15 protein-coding genes and 2 pseudogenes are annotated in these 17,191 nt (G+C 70.6%); 10 read left to right on the top strand and 7 right to left on the bottom strand.

Annotated features, from left to right (window positions below; translation table 11 throughout):
- Positions 1-19 precede the first annotated feature (19 nt).
- The 7 genes and pseudogenes from QQK49_RS02195 to QQK49_RS02160 all read left to right on the top strand — a co-directional run bounded on the left by QQK49_RS02195 (position 20) and on the right by QQK49_RS02160 (position 6,582).
- Positions 20-1,524: pseudogene (locus QQK49_RS02195) on the top strand (leucyl aminopeptidase family protein).
- A complete protein-coding gene (locus tag QQK49_RS02185; protein ID WP_284302472.1) occupies positions 1,521-2,564 on the top strand; it encodes an ABC transporter substrate-binding protein in 1,044 nt (347 codons plus the stop codon). The pseudogene QQK49_RS02195 and the gene QQK49_RS02185 overlap by 4 nt, the downstream one beginning before the upstream one ends.
- A 28-nt stretch (positions 2,565-2,592) precedes the next feature.
- Positions 2,593-3,549, top strand: coding sequence for an ABC transporter permease (locus QQK49_RS02180; protein ID WP_284302470.1), 957 nt, complete (start codon positions 2,593-2,595; stop codon positions 3,547-3,549).
- A complete protein-coding gene (locus QQK49_RS02175) occupies positions 3,546-3,881 on the top strand; it encodes a hypothetical protein (protein WP_284302469.1) in 336 nt (111 codons plus the stop codon). Before QQK49_RS02180 ends, QQK49_RS02175 begins: the two co-directional genes overlap by 4 nt.
- Positions 3,851-4,573, top strand: coding sequence for an ABC transporter permease (locus tag QQK49_RS02170; RefSeq protein ID WP_284302468.1), 723 nt, complete (start codon positions 3,851-3,853; stop codon positions 4,571-4,573). Before QQK49_RS02175 ends, QQK49_RS02170 begins: the two co-directional genes overlap by 31 nt.
- A 1-nt stretch (position 4,574) precedes the next feature.
- Complete coding sequence (locus QQK49_RS02165; protein WP_284302467.1) at positions 4,575-5,564, top strand: ABC transporter ATP-binding protein; 990 nt, start codon at positions 4,575-4,577, stop codon at positions 5,562-5,564.
- Positions 5,557-6,582 carry an oligopeptide/dipeptide ABC transporter ATP-binding protein gene (locus QQK49_RS02160; protein WP_284302466.1) on the top strand — a complete coding sequence of 342 codons (1,026 nt, stop codon included), beginning with the start codon at positions 5,557-5,559 and terminating at the stop codon, positions 6,580-6,582. The genes QQK49_RS02165 and QQK49_RS02160 overlap by 8 nt, the downstream gene beginning before the upstream one ends.
- Here the strand turns inward: QQK49_RS02160 and QQK49_RS02155 are convergent.
- On the bottom strand, positions 6,534-7,862 hold the full coding sequence (locus QQK49_RS02155; RefSeq protein ID WP_284302465.1) for a TrpB-like pyridoxal phosphate-dependent enzyme: 1,329 nt from the start codon (positions 7,860-7,862) through the stop codon (positions 6,534-6,536). The genes QQK49_RS02160 and QQK49_RS02155 overlap by 49 nt on opposite strands.
- A 201-nt stretch (positions 7,863-8,063) precedes the next feature.
- Here QQK49_RS02155 and QQK49_RS02150 point away from each other — a divergent pair, with 201 nt between their 5' ends.
- The 3 genes from QQK49_RS02150 (at position 8,064) to QQK49_RS02140 (ending at position 11,219) form a co-directional block, all read left to right on the top strand.
- A complete protein-coding gene (locus tag QQK49_RS02150; protein ID WP_284302464.1) occupies positions 8,064-9,260 on the top strand; it encodes a M20 metallopeptidase family protein in 1,197 nt (398 codons plus the stop codon).
- Between the two features lie 30 nt (positions 9,261-9,290).
- The gene (locus QQK49_RS02145) at positions 9,291-10,625 is read left to right on the top strand and encodes an MFS transporter (RefSeq protein ID WP_284302463.1); all 1,335 of its coding nucleotides are present in this window, start codon (positions 9,291-9,293) and stop codon (positions 10,623-10,625) included.
- Positions 10,626-10,721: 96 nt separating this feature from the next.
- Positions 10,722-11,219: a DoxX family protein gene (locus QQK49_RS02140; RefSeq protein WP_284302462.1), complete on the top strand. Its 498-nt coding sequence runs from the start codon at positions 10,722-10,724 to the stop codon at positions 11,217-11,219.
- A gap of 47 nt (positions 11,220-11,266) precedes the next feature.
- Here the strand turns inward: QQK49_RS02140 and panC are convergent, their stop codons facing one another.
- From panC to QQK49_RS02110, 6 genes and pseudogenes are all read right to left on the bottom strand, one after another.
- Positions 11,267-12,118: a pantoate--beta-alanine ligase gene (panC, locus tag QQK49_RS02135; RefSeq protein WP_284302461.1), complete on the bottom strand. Its 852-nt coding sequence runs from the start codon at positions 12,116-12,118 to the stop codon at positions 11,267-11,269.
- Positions 12,115-12,963 (bottom strand): 3-methyl-2-oxobutanoate hydroxymethyltransferase, encoded by an 849-nt coding sequence (gene panB, locus QQK49_RS02130; protein ID WP_284302460.1) that lies wholly within the window; start codon positions 12,961-12,963, stop codon positions 12,115-12,117. Before panB ends, panC begins: the two co-directional genes overlap by 4 nt.
- 228 nt (positions 12,964-13,191) lie before the next feature.
- Entirely contained in the window at positions 13,192-14,655 is a 1,464-nt protein-coding gene (locus QQK49_RS02125) for a xylulokinase (protein ID WP_284302457.1), read from the bottom strand.
- Between the two features lie 231 nt (positions 14,656-14,886).
- Positions 14,887-15,744 (bottom strand): ABC transporter permease subunit, encoded by an 858-nt coding sequence (locus tag QQK49_RS02120; protein ID WP_284302456.1) that lies wholly within the window; start codon positions 15,742-15,744, stop codon positions 14,887-14,889.
- 2 nt (positions 15,745-15,746) lie between these two features.
- Positions 15,747-16,691 carry a sugar ABC transporter ATP-binding protein gene (locus QQK49_RS02115; RefSeq protein ID WP_284302455.1) on the bottom strand — a complete coding sequence of 315 codons (945 nt, stop codon included), beginning with the start codon at positions 16,689-16,691 and terminating at the stop codon, positions 15,747-15,749.
- Positions 16,631-17,157 (bottom strand): annotated as a pseudogene (locus tag QQK49_RS02110) (ATP-binding cassette domain-containing protein). The gene QQK49_RS02115 and the pseudogene QQK49_RS02110 overlap by 61 nt, the downstream one beginning before the upstream one ends.
- Positions 17,158-17,191: the final 34 nt, after the last annotated feature.

The following is a 17,191-nucleotide window of genomic DNA, read 5'->3' as shown; positions in this document are numbered from 1 at the left end:
CGGAGGGCTCGACGTGACGATGACGTCCATCCAGATCCCCGACCCGGTCATCCTGCACCGGGAGGCGACCACAGCCACGCGTGCCCACGCCGACGTCCTCGTCGCCGTGGTGGCGAGGCCGGCCACAGCGACTGATCTGCCGGCCTGGCTGGCGCCGTACGAGCCGCACCTGCGGGAGCTCGAGGAAGGCGAGATGCTCACCGTTCCCGGCACGTCGGACTCGGCGTTCCGGGCGCGGGTCCTCGAGGTCGTCGTGCTCGACTCCCCGACCCACGAGACCGCGCGCCGCGCCGGACGCCGGATCGGCGCCGGTCACCGCGGCGCCACCGACATCGCCGTGACCGGCCTCGGCACACCCGACGGCGCGCACGCCCTGCGCGGGTTCGTCGCCGGGTTCAGCGAGGCGCGCTACCGCTACTCCCGCTACCGCGCCGGCGCCGCCGTCGCCCCGGCCGAACTCCGCGTCCTCCACGACGCGGGACCTGACACGGGGCGCGGCGACGTCGATCACGACCTGGCCGTGGCCCAGGTGGTCGAGGCGAACGTGCAGTGGTGCCGGGACCTGACGAACGCCCCGGCCCGCGACCTCACCCCGGTCATGCTCGCGGGCGAGGTCGTCCGGGAGATCGTGCAGGAGGGCACGAGCGTGCGGGTCCTCGACGAGGCGTGGCTCGCCGCCGAGAGGTTCGCGGGCCTGGTCACGGTCGGCGCGGGGTCGCCCAACCCGCCTCGCCTGGTCGAGGTGACCTACCGCGGCGCCGAGGCCGGCGACACCCCGCCGATCGTCCTCGTGGGCAAGGGCGTCACCTTCGACTCCGGCGGCCTCTCCCTCAAGCGGGCGAGCGCGATGGCCGAGATGAAGTCCGACATGGCCGGCGCCGCGACCGTCCTCGCCGCCGTCCGGGCGTTGGCGCAGCTCGCGCCGCCCCACGTCCACGTCATCGCCCTGACCCCCTGGCCGAGAACCTCCCCGGCCCGCACGCGCTGCGCCCCGGGGACGTCATCCGTCACCGGGGCGGCCTGACCACCGAGGTCGTCAACACCGACTGCGAGGGCCGGCTCGTGATGTCGGACGTCCTGTCCTACGCCGCCGAGCGGGCGCCCTCGGCGATCCTCGACGTGGCGACGCTGACCTACTCGACGATCAGGGCCGTGGGCATCCAGATCACCTCGGTGATCGGCAACGACGACGCGCTCGTGGCCGACATCCGGCGTGCGGGCGTGGCCGTCGGCGATCCGTACTGGCAACTGCCGCTGTGGGAGCCCTACCGCGAGCTCATCGCCTCCCCGGTGGCCGATCTGCGCAACGAGGAGATCGGCGAGGGACCGGGCGCGATCACCGCGGCTCTGTTCCTCAGCGAGTTCGTCGGCGGCCGCCCCTGGGCCCATCTCGACACCGGCGGCACGGCCTTCCTCGACGAGGAGACCGACGGACTCGAGCCCGGAGCCACCGGCCACGGCGTGCGCAGCCTGATCCGCCTCGTCCTGGACCGGCAGACCGCGACGACAGGAGAGAGCTCATGAGGCGCGCGCGGCGTGGTGTGGCCGCCCTGGCCGGTCTCGGACTCGTGCTCGCGGGGTGTGGCACCTCGGCCGCCCCCGCCCGCGGCGAGGTCTTCCGCATCGGCACCACGAGCGGGATCGACTCGATGAACCCCTTCGTCGGCATCAACGAGGAAGGCTACTCGGCCTGGATGCACATGTATCCCTCACTCCTGCAGTACGACACGTCCAAGCCCGACCTGCCCTACCGGCCGAGCCTGGCGGAGTCGTGGAAGCTCGCCGACGACGGACTCTCGCTGAGGTTCACCATCCGCGAGGGCGCCCGGTGGTCAGACGGCGAGCCGCTGGACGCGACGGACGCAGCGTGGTCGCTCAACGTGTTCCGCGAGTTCCACGAGACGGCCGCCGCCGGATGGTCGGTGGGCTCGACCATCGAGTCGGTCACCGCACCCGACGCACGGACCCTCGTGCTGCGGTTCACGGAGCGCAGCGCGCTGTCGCTGTACGACGTCGCGACCACGCCGCTGCTCCCGCCGCAGGTCTGGGAGAAGTACGCCGGCGGTGACGGGTCGGCCCTGAAGACCTTCGACAACACGCCCGAGGGTGGGGAGGCGATGGTCGGCGGCGGCCCGTTCGTGCTCAGCCGGTACCGCCAGGGCGAGACCGCGATCTTCACGGCGAACCCCCATTGGTACGGCGACAAACCCTCCATCCAGCAGTTCGGGTTGCAGACGTTCCGGGCGCCCGACGCGATGATCACGGCGCTGGCCTCCGGCGATCTGGACGCGGCCTACGGGGTGCCTCCGACCGGGTTGAAGGCGTTGGAGTCGGCGAACGTCGAGACGCACGGTGAACCTGCCTTGGCGCTGCGCGATCTCATCATCAATTCCAACCCCGACAAGCCGAAGAACCGAGAACTCCTCGACCGCCCCTACATCGTCCTCACCTACGACCAGCGGATCGACGCCTGGTCGCGTGAGTGGGAGGGCCTGATCCCCTCGACCCAGGGGTTCTTCAACAACCGGTCGACCCAGTCCCTGGAGTCCGTGCACCGCCGGTGAGGCGGCGCGCGGGAGAGGTGGGAGACATATGTGGAGCTACATCGCCAAGCGCGTGACCTTCGCCGTCGCCACGATCTTCGTGGCCATCACGCTCAATTTCGTGCTCTTCCGGGTGCTTCCGGGTGACGCCGTCCACAATCTGGCGCGCGTGCCCAACGCGTCGCCGGAACTCGTGGACGCCCTCACCGAGGAGTTCGGCCTGGAACGGCCGCTCGGCGAGCAATACCTCGCCTATCTGCGCGAGCTCGTCCAGGGGAACATGGGGATCTCCTTCGTCGACAAACGACCGGTGTGGGACAACCTCATGGAGATGCTGGGCAACAGCCTGCTCCTGGTGTTCGCCGGCACCCTCCTCGGCATCCTGCTCGGCGTCGTCACCGGCGTGGCGGCGGCGTGGTGGCGCGGGACGCTCAAGGGCTCCCTCACCACCGCGATGGCGATCTTCTTCTACTCCGTCCCCGCCCAGTGGCTCGCCCTCGTGCTCCTGCTGTGGTTCTCGGGCGTGCTGCCCACCCACGGGATGTCCGATCCCTTCCTCGCCGACGCGCCGCTGCCCACCCGCGTCGGTGACGTGCTGGCGCACATGATCCTGCCGACGATCACCATGGCGCTCATCCTCTACGGCCAGTACACCCTCGTCGTGCGCTCGGCGATGCTCGAGAGCCTCGGCGAGGACTACGTGCTCACCGCCCGCGCCAAGGGACTGCGGCCGAGCCGGGTCCTGCGTCGACACGCCTTCCGCAACGCCCTGCTGCCGACGGTCACGCTCATCGGGCTGTCCCTGGCCACGCTCGTCGGCGGCGCCATCCTGCTGGAGACGGTCTTCAGCTGGCCGGGCATCGGTTACGCGACGTACTACGCCGTGGTCCAGCGGGACTACCCGATGCTGCAGGGCGCGTTCCTCGTGCTCGCCGTGTCGGTGGTCCTGTGCAACCTGCTCACCGACCTCCTCTACTTCAAGCTCGATCCGAGGATCCGCGCATGAACACCTCACCCGCCACTCCGGCCACCCGACCGAAGGCCCCTGCGGCCGCGCCGACCTCCGGCCGGCCACGCGGACGACTGTGGACGATCCTCAAGGACAGCCCCGAGGCCCTCGTCGGCGTCGTCGTGCTGGCCCTGTTCGTCCTCGCCTCGCTCATCGGTCCGCTGCTCAGCCCCTACCCGCTGGACGAACGGGTCGGCGAGGTCTACGGGCCGCCCTCCCTGGCCCACCCGCTCGGCCTGGACGACGGCGGCATCGACATGCTGTCCCTCTCCTGCAGGGAGGTCGGACCTCGCTGCTCGTGGGGTTCGCGGCGGCGCTGGTCTCGATGATCGTCGGCGGCGGCATCGGCATCCTCGCGGGCTACTTCGGGGGATGGCTGGACTCCGTCCTCATGCGCATCACCGACTACTTCATGGTCATCCCGCTACTGCCGCTCGCGATCATCGTCTCGGCCGTGTGGGGCGCCGAGGTGCAGAACACGATCTTCGTCATCGGTCTGCTCATCTGGACCACGACCGCGCGGCTGGTGCGGGCGGAGGTGCGCAGCCTCAAGGAACGCGCCTACGTGCGGCGGGCCCGCTCCATCGGCGCGGGGCATCTGCGCATCATCGGCCGGCACGTGCTCCCGCAGATCTCACCGCTGCTCATGGCCAACATGACCCTCGCGATCGCGTCGGCCATCTTCCTCGAGGCGGCCCTCGCGTTCCTCGGGCTGGGCGATCCCGACGCCATCACCTGGGGCAAGATCATCGAGCTCGGGTTCGTGCGCACCGCAGTGTCGGCCGGCGCGTGGTGGGCGATCATCCCCGCCGGGTTGTGCATCGCGTTCGTCGTGACGGCCTGCTCGCTCATCGGTCAGGCGGTCGAGGACGCCCTCAACCCGCGTCTGAAGATCTCCCACCTCACGCCGCGCTCGTTCCGGCTCGCCTCCATCCGGCGGCAGTCCGCGCAGGAGGACCTGGACAGGTCGATGCCCGCGTCGCAGCCGAGAGCACTGCAGTCCACCCAGGAGGTGCGTTGACATGGCCGTCCTCGACGTTTCGGGCCTGAACGTCTGGTACCAGGCGCCCGACGGCCGGCAGATGCACGCGGTCCGCGATCTCGACCTCACGCTGGAGGCCGGGCAGCGGCTCGGGCTCGTGGGTGAGTCCGGCTGCGGCAAGACGACCGTGCTCAACGCCGTGATGGCGCTGGTGCCGCCGACCGCGACGGTGTCGGGCCGGGTGATCTTCGACGGAGTGGACCTGCTGGTCCCCGACGAGATCAACGCCCGCAAGCACCGCTGGACCGGGCTGTCGCTGGTGTTCCAGAGCGCGATGAACGCGTTCAATCCGGTGGTGCGCGTCGAGGACCAGATCGCCGAGCCGATGGTCGTGCACGGCCTGCGCGATCCCCGGGCGGCCGTGCGCCGGGCGCGGGAGCTGCTCGAACTCGTGGGGATCGCGCCGTCTGCCGGGCGCCGGTACCCGCACGAGTTCTCGGGCGGGATGCGGCAGCGGGCGATGCTGGCGATGGCGTTGGCCTGCGACCCCCAGGTGCTCATCGCCGACGAGCCGACCACCGCGCTCGACACCATGGTCCAGGCCCAAATCCTCACGCTGCTGGACCGACTCTCCAGCGAACTCGGCCTCGCTCTGCTGCTCGTCACGCACGACCTGCCGGTCGTCTCCCAGCTGTGCGACCGCGCGGCCGTCATGTACGCGGGGCGGATCGTCGAGTCGGGGCCGATCGCCGACCTGTACCACTCCCCCGCCCACCCCTACACGCGGATGCTGTTCGACGCGACGCCCGACGTGCTCTCGGAGCATGCGGTGGCGTCGATCCCTGGCTCGCCGCCGCCGTTGAACGAGGAGCGGACCGGTTGTGCGTTCGCCCCACGCTGCGACTCGGCCGCCGAGGTGTGCCGGACCGAGCCACCGCCGCTGGTCAGGCCGGGCAGTGACCGCCTGGCCGAATGCCACCGTCCCGGCGCGGGAGTCGACCGGCCCGCGAGGAAGGCCCACCATGTCTGAGGCTCTGCTCGAGGTGACCGACCTCGTCACGACCTACTCCCCGCGCGGTCTGTTCCAGGGAGGCCGTGAGGTGCGCGCCGTCGACGGCGTGTCGCTCACGGTCGCGCCCGGGGAGATCCTCGCAGTGGTCGGCGAATCCGGGTGCGGCAAGACGAGTACGGTGCAGACGATCCTGCGGATGGTCGATCCCACCAGCGGGCGGATCGTCCTGGAGGGTCGGGACATCACCGCCCTGTCCCAGCGGTCGCTGCGTCCGGTGCGCCGCGCGATGCAGATGGTCTACCAGGACCCCTACGAGTCGCTCGACCCGCGCTTCACCGTGCGCGACACCCTGCTCGAGCCGTTGCTCGTGCACGAACGCGGGGTGAGCCGTGAGGAGCGGACGCGGCGGATCACCGAGGCGTTGGAGACGGTCGGGCTCACCCCGCCGGAGACCTATCTGGGCCGGTACCCGCACGAGTTGTCGGGTGGTCAGCGGCAGCGGGTGGCCATCGCCGCGGCGCTGGTGATCCGTCCGCGGCTGCTCATCGCCGACGAGCCGGTCTCGATGCTCGACGTGTCGGTGCGCGCGGGGATCCTCGGTCTGCTCGCGTCGCTGTGCGAGCAGGGGCTCGGGGTCGTCATGATCACGCACGACCTCGCCACGGCCGCCCACTACGCCGACCGGATCGCCGTGATGTACCTGGGCCGCATCGTCGAGGAGGGACCGGCGGCCGCGGTCACCAGAAACCCGCGTCACCCCTACACGCAGGCGCTGATGTCGGTGATCCCACAGCCGGACCCGCGGGCGAGGATCACCCCGACGATCCTCACGGGCGAGGCCCCGGACGCCGCGGCCATCCCCCGGGCTGCCGCTTCCACCCCCGCTGCCCCATCGCCGAACCGTCGTGCAGCCGGAACGACCCGACCCTCGACGCCTCCATCTCAGGCGACCACCGAGCCGCCTGCCCGGTGGTCGCCTGAGGCCTCTCAGAGGCGCACCGTGTCCGCCAGGTCGCCGGAGAGGTACGTCTGGTAGGCGGGCAGGTCGAGTTGGCCGTGTCCGGACAGGCCGATGACCATGGCCACCGAGTCCTCCGGCCTCGTGCGCGAGCGGGCATCCGCAACGGCCGCGGCGACCGCGTGGCACGACTCCGGCGCAGGCACCAGCCCCTCGGCGCGGGCGAAGAGCACACCCGCCTCGAACGCCTCCTGCTGACCGACGGCGGCGGCCTCCACCAGGCCGAGGTTCACCGTGTGCGAGAGCAGCGGCGACATGCCGTGGTAGCGCAGGCCACCGGCGTGGATGGGGTCGGGGACGAAGTCCTGCCCGAGCGTGTACATCTTCAGCAGCGGGGTGAGGCCCGCGACGTCGCCGTGGTCGTACTCGTACCGCCCCTGGGTGAGCGAGGGGCACGCCGCCGGCTCGACGGCCACGAACCGGGTGTCGGCGTGGCCGGCCAGCTTCTCGCGCAGCAGCGGAAAACTCAGACCCGCGAGATTGGACCCGCCCCCGGCGCATCCGTACACGACGTCGGCCTGCTCCTCGCCGAACATCGGGAGCTGGCGCAGCACCTCCTCGCCGATGACGCTCTGGTGCAGCACGACGTGGTTGAGCACGCTTCCGAGCGCGTACTTGGCGGCACCGCCGCTGCCCGCCGCCGCCTCGATCGCCTCGCTGACGGCCATGCCCAGACTGCCCGGCGTGTCCGGGTGGGCCGCGAGCACCGCCCGGCCCGACTCGGTGAGGTCCGACGGGCTGGGGTGGACCGTGCCGCCGAAGGTCTCCATGAGCATCCGCCGGTACGGCTTGCCCTCGTAGGAGGCGCGCACCTGCCAGATCTCGCACCCCATCCCGAACACCTGGCAGGCGAACGCCAGCGCGCTGCCCCACTGGCCCGCGCCCGTCTCCGTCGTGAGCCGCGAGACCCCCTCGACCGAGTTGTAGTACGCCTGCGGCACGGAGCTGTTGGCCTTGTGGCTGCCGATGGGGCTGGTGCCCTCGTACTTGTAGTAGATGCGCGCGCTGGTCGACAGCGCCTTCTCCAGCCGCCGCGCGCGGAACAGCGGCGAGGGGCGCCAGATGCGGTAGACCTCGGCGACGGCCTCGGGGATGTCGACGTACCGCTCGGTGGAGAACTCCTGCTCGCAGAGCGCCCGGGCGAAGATCGGGGCCATGTCGTTGACCGTGAGCGGCCCGCGCGTGCCGGGGTGCAGGTGAGGCGGCGGAGGCTCCGGCAGGTCGGGAACGATGTTGTACCACTGCGTCGGCATCTCCGACTCCGCGAGCAGCGCCTTGACGAGCGTGTCGTCGACCATCTCGATCCTCCTCCGATCCGGGCCCGGGGCCACGCTGCGCCGGGTGAAGCGACTCTATCCACGCCTCCGGCTGCCGTGGACTCCCCGCGGGCTGTGCGTAAGGTGGCGGCGCCCGCGTGTCGCCTCCGCCGACCGCCCCTGTCGGTCGCGCTCGACGGAGCCGCACACCCCGTATTCCCGAAACGCCCGAAAGGACCTGGGATGAGCACGGACACCGACCTCGTCGACCTGCGGCACACCCTCCACCGCGACCCCGAGGTGGGATTGCACCTCCCCCGCACGCAGACCACGCTGCTGCGAGCCCTGAAGGGCCTCCCGCTGGAGATCACCACCGGGGAGTCGCTGACCTCCATCACCGCCGTCCTGCGCGGTGGCCGCCGCCCCGAGACGGATGCTCCGGTCGTGCTCCTGCGGGCCGACATGGACGGGCTCCCCGTCACCGAGGAGACGGGCGTGGAGTTCGCCTCCACCACGGGCACGATGCACGCCTGCGGCCACGACCTGCACATGACGATGCTCGTCGGGGCCGCGCGGCGGCTCTGTGAGCGGCGGGCGGAGCTGGCGGGCGACGTCGTCTTCATGTTCCAGCCGGGCGAGGAGGGCTACGACGGGGCCTCACACATGGTCGCCGAGGGAGTCCTCGACGCGGCCGGGCGCCGAGCCGATGCGGCCTATGCGATCCACGTGTGGTCCGCCCTCGACCCTGGCGGCTGCTTCAGCACCAAGCCGGGCCCGATGATGGCCGCCTCCGACCGTCTGCAGGTCAAGGTCGTCGGCAAGGGCGGCCATGGCAGCACTCCGTACCGCGCCAAGGACCCGGTTCCGGCGTTGTGCGAGATGGTGACGCAGTTGCAGGTGCTCATCGCGCGGCGGTTCGACGTGTTCGACCCGGCGGTCATCACGGTGGGTTCGATCCACGCCGGGTCGACGTGCAACGTCATTCCCGAGTTCGGCGAGTTCGACGCCACGGTGCGCTCCTTCTCCCCGGAGGCGCAGGAGCGGCTGTTCGAACTCGTCCCGCGCGTCCTCGATGGCGTGGCGGCGACGCACGGCGTCGAGGTCGAGATCGACTTCCAGCGGCAGTACCCCTCGACGATCAACGACGACGCCGAGACGGAGTTCGTCCGCGGTGTCGTCGAGGAGCTGTTCGGCGAGGAGCGTCATTCCCGCTGGACGCAGCCGCTCGGCGGGGCCGAGGACTTCTCCCGCGTCCTGGCCGAGGTCCCCGGCTCGTTCATCGGGTTGTCCGCGGTGCCGGTGGGTGTCGATCACGACACCGCACCCTTCAACCACTCCGCGTACGCGACTTTCGACGACGCCGTCATCGACGACGGTGTCGCCCTGTTCGTCGAACTCGCCACCCGACGCCTGGCCGCGCTCGCCGCCGACGGCGACTGATCCCCCTCCTCCTCACAGATCGGTTCTCCCATGTCGACACCGACCACCCCGGAGCCCGCGACCAGCGGGCGCACCACCGCCGGCACCACCCATGCCGACGACGCACGACGGCGCCGCACCTCGATCACCGGCACCGGCATCGGCAACGCGCTCGAGTGGTACGACTGGAACGTCTACGCGACGTTCGCCATCTACATCTCCGCGCAGATGTTCTCCAAGGCCGACCCCACCTCGGCGCTGCTCAGCACGCTCGCGATCTTCGCGGTCGGGTTCGTCGCCCGGCCCTTCGGCGGGTACGTGTTCGGCTGGCTGGCCGACCGCATCGGCCGCAAGCACTCCCTCATGGTCGCGGTGATCTGCGCGTCGGTCGGCTCCCTCATGATCGCGATCTGCCCGCCGTACGCGCAGATCGGCGCGTGGGCCTCCCTCATCCTGCTCATCGCGCGCCTCATCCAGGGACTCGCCCACGGTGGTGAGCTCCCCTCGGCGCAAACCTACCTCTCCGAGCAGGCACCGCGGGAGAAGCGCGGGTTCTGGGCGAGCGCCATCTACGTCAGCGGCACCATCGGTCTGCTGCTGGGCATGTTCCTCGGGCTCGGCCTCAACGCGACCCTGTCGCAGGAGGCGATGGACAGCTGGGGATGGCGCGTGCCGTTCCTGCTCGGCGCCGTGTTCGGCATCTTCGCGCTGTGGATCCGGACCCGCATGGAGGAGTCCGAGGTGTTCGAGGAGGAGAAGGAGACCGAGGGTCTGCCGAAGGAGAACCTGCTCGTCGGCGTCTGGCAGAACCGCCGCGCCGCCGTCCAGGTCATCGGGATGACGGCCGGTCTGACCGTGACGTACTACGTGTGGTCGGTGGCCATGACGCCGTACGCGACCAAGACGCTGGGATTCGCCCCGCAGGACGCGTTCTGGGCCTCGATCATCGGCAACACGGCGCTCATCGTCAGCCTCCCGTTCTGGGGCATGCTGTCCGACCGCATCGGGCGCAAGCCGCTGATGCTGTTCGCCATGATCGGCTCCGCTGTGCTCTACATCCCGATGCTGTCGCTGGTGCAGACCCACGTCTGGCAGCTCGCGCTGGCCATCAGCGTCATGTGCGTCGTGCTCGGAGCGTTCCTCGCGATCGCGCCGGCGGTGTACGCCGAGATGTTCCCGACCGCGGTGCGCGCCACGGCCTTCGGTGTTCCCTACGCCATCTGCATCGCCCTGTTCGGCGGGACGGCGCCCTACGTCCAGACGTGGATGGGCACCGACATCGACTTCCGGTACGCGTTCCCGGTGTACGCCATGACGTTGGCGATCATCTCGGCGCTCGTGGTCTTCACCCTGCCCGAGACCAAGGCGAAGGACCTGTCCGACTAGGAGGTCACCCACGCCGACGCCGAACTGAGTTCCGGTGCGCGCGGCAGGAGTTGGTACGGTGGAGGAGATCGATGACTCATCACCGAAAGGAACCGCATGCGTCCCCTGACTCCTGCACGCGACATCGGACTGCTCATCGCCCGCGCACTCCTCGGCTTCGTCGTGGCCGCGCACGGCTACCAGAAGTTCTTCATGAACGGCATGGACGCCACGGCCACGGCCTTCGAGGGCATGGGCGTGCCCCTGCCGGCCGTCTCCGCCTGGGCGGCGGGGCTCATCGAGCTCGTCGGCGGCATCCTGCTGATCCTCGGGGCGCTCACGCCGATCGTCGGCATCCTCGTCACGTTCGTCATGATCGGCGCCGCCGTGTTCGTGCACATCGGCAACGGCATCTTCGCCAGTGACGGTGGCTGGGAGCTCGTGGCGGTCATCGCCCTCGCCGCGATGACGTTCGCGCTCGTCGGCCCCGGCCGCTACAGCGTCGACCACGCCCTCACCGGTCGCCGTGGCGACTCCGTCGACGCCAAGGACGCCGACCGCACCGTCGAGACCCGCGACTCCGATCGTGTCGGCGCGACCGCCGAGCGTCGCTGACACTCGACCTGCTCGACCCTCGGGCCGCGCGCCCGACGACCCCGCCCTCACCCGAGGCCGGGGTCGTCCTCGTGCAGGAGGGTGTTGTCGATGAGGCGCGGGCGGCCTACCCGCACGGCGAGACTCGCGGCCGCCCGGGTGATCGGGCCCTCGAGTTCGACGAGGGTGTCGGGGTCGGCGAGGCTGACGTAGTCGACGTCCGCCAGGGGCTCGGCGGCGAGGATCGCCTCCATCGTGCCTCGCAGCGTCGCGGCGTCGCGCTGCCCCGAGGCGTAGGCGGCGCGGGCGGCCCGCAGGGCGGTGGAGAGGACGCGCGCGGCCTGCCGGTGTGCGTCGTCGAGGTAGATGTTGCGGCTGCTCATCGCGAGGCCGTCGCTCTCGCGTCCGGTGGGGCAGACGACGACCTCCTCGGCCAGGCCCAGGTCGGCGACCAACCGGCGCAGGACCACCGACTGCTGAAGGTCCTTCTGCCCGACGAACAGCTGTCGTGGCCGCATGAGCGCCAGGAGGATGGTGACGACGGTCGCGACTCCCCCGAAGTGTCCGGGCCGACGCGCGCCCTCGAGGACCTCGGTGACACCCGTGATCTGCACGTTCGTGGCGAACCCGCTCGGGTAGACGTCCTCGACGCGCGGGGTCCACACGAGGTCGACGCCGGAGTCCTCCAGCAGCGACAGGTCGCGGTCGAGGTCGCGAGGGTAGCTCGTGAGGTCCTCCCCCGGCCCGAACTGGGTGGGGTTGACGAAGATCGACGCAGCCACGCCCGCGCACTCGCGCCGCGCGCGGCGGACGAGGCCGAGGTGCCCGTCGTGCAGGTATCCCATGGTGGGGACGAAGCCGAGGTCGTCCAGCCCCGTCCGGGCGGCTCGCAGGTCCTCCCGGGTGGTGACGACCTTCATCGGGCGGTCTCCTCGTCGACCTCGCGCAGGGCGTCGGCGAGCACCGTCTCGTCCATCGTCGCGCTGTTCGGCGCCGCGGGGAACGTGCCGCCTTCGACGTCGGCGGCGAGCGCGGTGAGGGCGTCGGTCGCGGCATCGGCGAGTGCGGCGTAGCGGCGGGTGTGCCGTGGGACGTGGTCGTCGAAGAGGCCGAGCACGTCGTGCCACACCTGCACCTCGCCGGAGCAGTGCGGGCCGGCGCCGATGCCGATGGTGGGGATCGACAGGCGGGCCGTGACCTCCCGGGCCAGGGGTGCGGGCACGAGTTCGAGGACGATCCCCCACGCCCCGGCCTCCTGCAGGGCGAGGGCGTCGAGGACGAGGTCGCGGGCCGCGGCCGCGTCCCGGCCCTGGACGCGCACGCCGATCTGGTGCTGGGACTGGGGCGTGAACCCGAGGTGCCCCATCACGGGGACGCCGGAGTGCACCAGCCTGCGGACGATGGGTGCGATCTCCCGCCCGCCTTCGAGTTTGACCGAGCCGCAACCACCTTCGGCCATGACCCGCCGCGCGGCGGACACGGCGTCGGCCTCGGTGGCGTAGGTGAGGAAGGGCAGGTCACCGACCACGAGAGGCGTCCGACACCCCCGCACCACGGCACGGGCGTGGTAGACGATGTCGTCGACCGTCACCGGCAGGGTGGAGTCCTGTCCCTGCACCACCATGCCCAGGGAGTCGCCGACGAGCAGCAGCGGCAGCCCGGCACGCTCGGCGATGCGCGCACTCGTGTAGTCGTACGCCGTGACCATGGTGAACCGGCGGCCCTCGGCATACAGCCGTGCGATGTCGCGGAGCGTGGTGCGCATGCGGGTCACCCTAATCGGCGGGGACGAGGCCCTGCCCGCCCCGACCGCCCACGACCTTCGCGCGACACGTCCCGCCGGCTGTGCGCACCACAGCCGAAGACACACCCGCGCACAGCGGCTCGAGTGACCATGTGCACGCTCCGGCCGGTGACGGCGGGCGTGTCGTCGGCTCAGGGGTACATGGCGCCGGGGCGGCTCGGCAGCGGCGTATCCACCAGGGACGCGACCTCAGAGCGTCCTCGGAGGTTCTGAGCCCCGCCGAGTCGACTCGTTGGCGGCGACCTCGGCCGCATACCGCCGATACGTCTCGCGCACCGCGGGTTGCGGCGGGGCGGACGTGTGCGCCGCGCCGTCGAGGCCCCAGACGGTGGGCCCGTCGTGGCCGAGCAGCACGGAGGCCGCCTGCGCGGCGGCGCCGTCCGCCACGAACTCCCGGCTCGGGGCGATCACCACCGGGCGACCGAGAAGGCCGGGGGCGAGCTCTCGGACGGCCTCCGAACGCGCGGCGCCACCGATGAGGACGACCTCCTCCACGGGGACGCCATGACGGACGATCCCGTCGAGACACTCGGCCACGTGGCAGAGCAGCCCCTCGACGGCGGCACGCGCCAGGTGCTCTCGCGACATCGACGCCAGGGTCATGCCGTGCAACGAGCCGGTCGCCCGCGGAAGGTTGGGGGTCCGCTCGCCCTCAAGGTACGGAATGTGAACCAGACCCTGCGCCCCCGGCACCGACGACAGCGCCAGGCGATCGAACTCTTCGAAGTCGACCGCGAGGACCTGCCGCATGGCCTCCAGCACCCGACTGGCGTTGAGCGTGCAGGCCAGTGGCAGATAGCGGCCGGTCGCGTCGGCGAATCCCGCGACGATGCCCGAGGCGTCACCGGTGGGAACCTGCGACACGGCCGCGACGACCCCCGAGGTCCCGAGGGACATCGAGGCCTGACCCGGCTTCAACCCCAGCCCCAGCGCCGCGCCCGCGTTGTCGCCGCACCCCGGGCCGAGCGCCACCCCCTCCGCCGTGAGACCCACCGTCTCGAACGGCTCGGCCACCCGTGGGAGCACGATGTCGTCCACGTCGTCCCGCAGCAGCGCCAGGGCGAGAAGATCCCGCCGGTACTCGCCGGCGGTGGTGTCCCAGTACCCCGTGCCCGACGCGTCAGAGCGGTCGGTGACGAGGTCCTCCAGTCGACCCGAACCACGAAGGCGCCACGTCAGCCAGTCGTGCGGAAGAGCGATCGCCGCGACCCTCGCCGCATTCTCGGGCTCATGGGTGGCCAGCCACCGCAGCTTCGTCACGGTGAACGAGGCGAGGGGCACCGAGCCGGTCCGGGTGGCCCATCGGCGCCGGCCCTCGTCCTCGTCGCCCTCACCCACCTCACGGACGAGGTCCTCGGCGGCTTCGGCCGAGCGCGTGTCGTTCCACAACAGGGCGGACCGGATGACCTCTCCCCGCTCGTCGAGGCAGATCATCCCGTGCTGCTGGGCGGCGACGGACAGCGCAGACACGTCGTGCAGGCCACCGGCCGCCTCCACGGCTCGACCGAGGGCGGACCACCAGGCCCGCGGATCGGCCTCGGTCCCGTCGGGGTGGGGTGCCGAGCCGGTACGCACGAGGTCACCGCTGTCGGCGTCCCGGACGACCACCTTGCACGACTGGGTGGAACTGTCGACCCCTGCGACGAGAGCCATGGATCTCCTCCTCCGATCCTGCGGGCGGGCCTGGCCGGACCGACTCGACGGTGCCCGGGCGCGCCCGAGGCGGCCGTCGGGCACGTCCGCACGAGTCGGATCAGCCTCCGCGTCTCCAGTTCTTGAGGCTGTCCAGTGCGATCGCCAGGACGATGACAACGCCCTTGACGATGAGCTGGTAGAAGAACGGCACATTCATGAGGACGAGCCCGTTGGACAGGACCCCGATGATCAGGGCGCCGATGAGGGTGCCGAGGATCCGTCCACGCCCCCGGCCAGGGCCGTGCCACCGAGGACGACTGCGGCGATGGCATCCAGTTCGTAGGCCTGTCCGGCTGTGGGCTGGGCCGACAGGACCCGTGCCGAGAAGATGACCCCGGCGAGGCCCGCTGCCGCCCCGGCCAGCACATAGACGCGGAGCAGGACACTGCGGACGTTGATGCCGCCGAGTCGCGCGGCCTCGGGGTTGCCGCCGACCGCGTACACGTGCCGCCCGAAGGTCGTGCGCTCGAGGAGGAACCAGCACAGCGCGTAGACGACGATCATCGTGACCACCGGGGTGGGGATGGCCGCGATGGACCCGTTGCCCAGGCCGCGGTAGTTGAGACCGCTCGCGACCACGGGTTGTCCGTCGGTCAGTGAGTAGGCGGCGCCGCGCAGATAGGTCATGGAGCCGAGAGTCACGATGAACGCCGGCAGGGCCAGCCACGCGACGAGCAGACCGTTGAGCAGACCGGCGAGGGCGCCGAGGGCGATGCCGCCGAGCACGGCCAGGACCGCCGGCACACCGGCGATCGCCAACAACACACCGCCCACGCCGCTGACCGCCACGATGGAGCCGACGGACAGGTCGATGCCCCCGGTGAGGATGACGAGAGTCATGCCCGCGGCCAGGATCGCGTTGATGGACACGGCCCGAGCGACGTTGAAGCCGTTGGCCACGGTGAGGAAGTTGGGGGCCACCAGCGCCATGAGGGCGATGAGGACGAGGAGCACCAGAAGGATCCCCACACGGTCCCACCAGTAGGCGAGATCCTTGCGGTCCTGCTTCGATGCAGCCTTGTCTACGGTTGCGACATTCGTGGACATGGTCAGTTCCCCATCGACGGTGACGAGTACACGCCGGTTGCGTGCTCCATGAGTACTTCTTCGGTGGCGTCGGCCGCCGCGACGTCCGCGACGACCTGCCCCTTGCGCATGACGAGGAGGCGATCGGCGATGCCCATGGCCTCGGGCAGTTCAGAGGAGATGACCAGGACCGCCGTCCCCTCGGCCGCGATGTCGTCGACGATGCGGTAGATCTCGCTCTTCGCCCCGATGTCGACGCCACGCGTGGGCTCGTCGAGGATCAACAGGCTCGGAGCCTGCAGCAGCAGTCGCCCGAGGACGAGCTTCTGCTGGTTGCCGCCCGACAGCGCCCGGGACTCCAGTTCGGGAGACCGCGCGCGCACGTTGAGCTTCTTCATGATCTCCCGCACGGCCTCGGTGAGCTTGCCCCGGCCGAGGATGCCCACCTTGCTGTAGCGGGACAGCGTGGAGACGGTGATGTTGTCCTTCACGCTCATGTCGAGGAACAGTGCCTGGTCCTTGCGGCTCTCCGGCAGCAGGCCGATGCCCTGCTTCATGGCGTCGGCGGGATGTTTGACCGTGACCGGCTTCCCGTCGAGAGAGATGCTCCCACCCGTGCAGGGGTCGGCGCCGTAGAGGATGCGGGCGACCTCGGTGCGCCCGGCCCCGATGAGGCCGACCATGGCGACGACCTCCCCGGCGCGCACGTCGAAGGACACCGGACCGACGCCGGATGCCTCGTCCCCGGTAGCGTCCTCCACGCGGAGGCGGACCTCGCCGGCCTCACGACGATGACTGCCGTAGAGGTCGTCCACGTCGCGACCCACCATCATGCGGACGATGTCCGACGGCTTGGTCCCGTCCGACATCGACCGGGTCCCGACGTGCTGACCGTCCCGCAGGACGGTCACCCGGTCGGCCAGTTCCCACACCTCCTCCATGCGGTGGGAGATGTAGATGAGCCCCATCCCCGCTCGCGCATCGTGTGGATGAGGCCGAACAGCGCCTCCGACTCCGTCTTGGACAGCGACGCGGTCGGCTCGTCCAGGACGAGGATCTTGGCGTCCTCCGCCACGGCCCGGGCGATCTCCACCATCTGCTGCCGGCCGACACTGAGACGACCGATCGGCGTCCTCGGGTCGATGTCCGAACCCACACGTGCCAGCTTCTCCGCGGCGTCGGCGAGCATCGTCTTGCGGTCGAGGATTCCGAATCCGCGACTGGGCTCATGTCCGATCGCCAAGTTCTCGGCGACCGTCATGTAGGGAACCGTGTTCAATTCCTGATGGATGATGGCGACGCCGGCCTGCATGGCGGTACGCGGATCCGTCATGTGAGCCGGGGTCCCGTCGATGAGGATCTCCCCGTATCGGGTTGATAATTGCCCGAGAGGATCTTCATCAATGTGGACTTGCCTGCGCCGTTCTCTCCCATGAGCGCGTGGGCTTCACCGCGCCGCAGATCGAAA

The organism is Mobilicoccus caccae (genome assembly GCF_030161635.1).
GTDB lineage: Bacteria > Actinomycetota > Actinomycetes > Actinomycetales > Dermatophilaceae > Mobilicoccus > Mobilicoccus caccae.
This window is presented reverse-complemented; position numbering and strand designations above follow the sequence as displayed.